The organism is Ilumatobacter nonamiensis YM16-303 (assembly GCF_000350145.1).
Lineage (GTDB): Bacteria > Actinomycetota > Acidimicrobiia > Acidimicrobiales > Ilumatobacteraceae > Ilumatobacter_A > Ilumatobacter_A nonamiensis.
In genome coordinates this window covers 1-2,502 of the sequence record NZ_BAOL01000258.1, presented here as the reverse complement: position 1 = coordinate 2,502, position 2,502 = coordinate 1, and the positions used below count along the sequence as shown (strand labels likewise).

General features: G+C 70.3%; 3 protein-coding genes. 2 read left to right on the top strand and 1 reads right to left on the bottom strand.

Going from position 1 to position 2,502, the window contains the following annotated elements; translation table 11 throughout:
- Nucleotides 1-64 precede the first annotated feature (64 nt).
- Entirely contained in the window at nucleotides 65-1,153 is a 1,089-nt protein-coding gene (locus tag ON45_RS19100; protein WP_051063395.1) for a glycosyltransferase family 2 protein, read from the top strand.
- Here the strand turns inward: ON45_RS19100 and ON45_RS19095 are convergent.
- Nucleotides 1,144-1,767 (bottom strand): glycerol-3-phosphate acyltransferase, encoded by a 624-nt coding sequence (locus tag ON45_RS19095; RefSeq protein ID WP_206537740.1) that lies wholly within the window; start codon nucleotides 1,765-1,767, stop codon nucleotides 1,144-1,146. The two genes, ON45_RS19100 and ON45_RS19095, sit on opposite strands and share 10 nt — an antisense overlap.
- 9 nt (nucleotides 1,768-1,776) lie before the next feature.
- On the opposite strand from ON45_RS19095, the gene ON45_RS19090 reads away from it, so the two are divergent.
- A complete protein-coding gene (locus ON45_RS19090) occupies nucleotides 1,777-2,481 on the top strand; it encodes a hypothetical protein (RefSeq protein WP_040496118.1) in 705 nt (234 codons plus the stop codon).
- The last annotated feature ends 21 nt before the right edge of the window (nucleotides 2,482-2,502 follow it).

The following is a 2,502-nucleotide window of genomic DNA, read 5'->3' as shown; positions in this document are numbered from 1 at the left end:
CTCGTGAACAGTTCGCGCACGGAGCGCCGGACATGTTCACGAGTTGGCGGTTGTGGGGCGGGCGGTGAGGATCCGGACGGGTCTGCGGTACGCCGTGCTCGGGGCCCGGGTCGGGGCCGCGACCATCGCAGTGTCCCGGCTCGCTCGTGCGGCTCGGGTGGCGCCGCCGGTCGCACCCGCGTCTGCGCCGGACATGTCGATCGGCGTGGTCATCCCCGCCCGGGACGAGGCCGATCGGATCGGACCGCTGCTCGATTCGATCGTCGGTGCTCCGGGCGTCGACGAGGTGATCGTGGTCGACGACCAGTCGACCGACGACACCTCGCGCATCGCCGACGACGCGGGTGCGTCCGTCGTCGCCGGCACACCTCTCCCACCCGAGTGGGCAGGCAAGGCGTGGGCGCTTCAGCAAGGTCTCGAAGCGGCGTCGGCAGACTGGGTCGTCACCCTCGATGCCGACACCCGTCCGGACCCATCGCTGCCGACCGCGGTCGTCGCGCGAGCGATGTCGGACCATCTGGACTTCTTGACCGTCGGCGGACGGTTCGAGTGTCCGACCCCCTCGACACGCTGGTTGCACGCCTCGATGCTGACCACGCTCGTGTACCGATTCGGACCCCCCGGCATCCGTACGGACGCACACCGGGCGATGGCGAATGGGCAGTGCATGGTCGTCAACCGGACTGCGATCCTCGCCGTCGGAGGACTGTCACCCGTCGCATCGGAGGTCGTCGAGGACGTCGCTCTCGCCCGGCACCTCTCCTCCCGAGGATGGTCCGTGGGCTTCCTCGACGCCGCCGACCTCCTGTCGGTCCGCATGTTCGAGTCCCTTCGGGACACCTGGTCCGGCTGGGGCAGATCTCTGGCGTTGCCGGGGGTCGAGCCGAGGCCGCGACAGCTGGTCGATCTCGCCGTCGTGCTGCTCGCGCAGGCGCTCCCGCTCCCACGGCTGCTGCTCGGACGCGGCGACATCGTCGATGTCGGTCTGCTCGTCGCGCGGCTCGGCACGCTCAACGGCACCCGCAGCGCGTACGACCGAGCCGACCTCGCGTACTGGCTCAGCCCGCTCGCCGACCTGGGCTCCGCGGCCGCCATCGCTCGCGGGATCGCCCGTCGGGGCCGCCAGACCTGGCGGGGCCGCGCCTACGCGTGACCGACATCGTCGCGTGCGGCGAGCGCGGCCTGCGCGAACCGGACACCGATGAAGGTCATCAGCACCCCCGTCGCTGCCGTGCGATACGGCCCATCGACGACGAGCTGAACGATCGGCAGCGCGACCATTCCCACGCGCGCTCCCCACGCGAACGAACGAGTCACGACGAACATCAGGAGCAGGATTCCGACAGCGATCGAAGTGGCGACCGGTGTGGCGACGACCATCGTTCCGACAAAGGTCAGCACGCTGCGACCGCCGACGAACCCCGCGAAGATCGGGAACGCATGCCCGACCATCGCGGCACCACCGGCCACCCAGGGCAGGCCCCACACACCGTCGTCTGCGAGCACCACGCCGACGAGAGCGGCCGCCGAACCCTTGGCCACGTCGCCGACGAAGACGGGAAGCGCCGCTCGCCGCCCGAGTGTCTCGCGGGCGTTCCAGAAGCCGGGATTGCGGTCACCGACCTCGCGCAGATCCACCGCGGCTCGTCGCTGCGCGACGAGGTTGGCGACCGGGATCGATCCGATCAGGTACCCGACGACCACACACACCACGATGTCCGCAGGCGTCGAGGTGAACTCGCCGATCGCTCCCATTGCTGACAGCATGTCGGATACATGTCCCGCATCGCCTCCTTCCACCTGATCTCGGAGCCGACGTGGAAGGCGCCGGCGGCCATCGCCCGACTCGGACTCGATCGACCGCGCCTGTCCCGAGTGGACGGGCTCCGGTTCTGGCGACTGCTCGGCACCGGACGGGGTGCCGACACCGGACCGGGCGCGGATCTCCGTCGAACCGCACTCTTCGCGGTGTGGGAGAACGAAACCGACCTCGAACGATTCCTGGCCGGCCACTCGATCGGTCGGCGCTGGGAGCAAGCATCCGAGGCGTGGCACGTCCGGCTCCGCGCGCTCGGCGGGCACGGCCGGTGGAGGGGGATCGACCCACTCGAGGACATCGAAGCAGGTTCGGGCGGCGGCCGGATCGCCGTCGTCACCCGTGCCGACGTTCGCCTCCGGGCATCACGCGCGTTCGGTCGGGCCGGGCGCGAGGTCGACGCGGAACTGCACACCGCTCCCGGTCTGATCGGCGTGGTGGGGATCGGCGAGGCCCCGGTCGGTCGACTCGCGACGTTCAGCCTCTGGGAGTCCGCTCATGCGGTCCGCGAGTTCGCGTTCCGGATGCCGCGCCACCAGCAGGTGATCCGTGAGACTCGCGACGGCGACTGGTACGCGGAAGAGCTGTTCGCCCGCTTCGAGCCGTACGGGTCGAGCGGTACGTGGAACGGGCGCGATCCCCTCGCCTCACCCATCAACCCGTGAACAGTTCGCGCACGGAGCGCC

Excerpts from the sequence above, each read along its gene's own strand:
- ON45_RS19095 (WP_206537740.1), bottom strand. The coding sequence starts at position 1,767 with ATGCTGTCAGCAATGGGAGCGATCGGCGAGTTCACCTCGACGCCTGCG.
- ON45_RS19090 (WP_040496118.1), top strand. The coding sequence starts at position 1,777 with ATGTCCCGCATCGCCTCCTTCCACCTGATCTCGGAGCCGACGTGGAAG.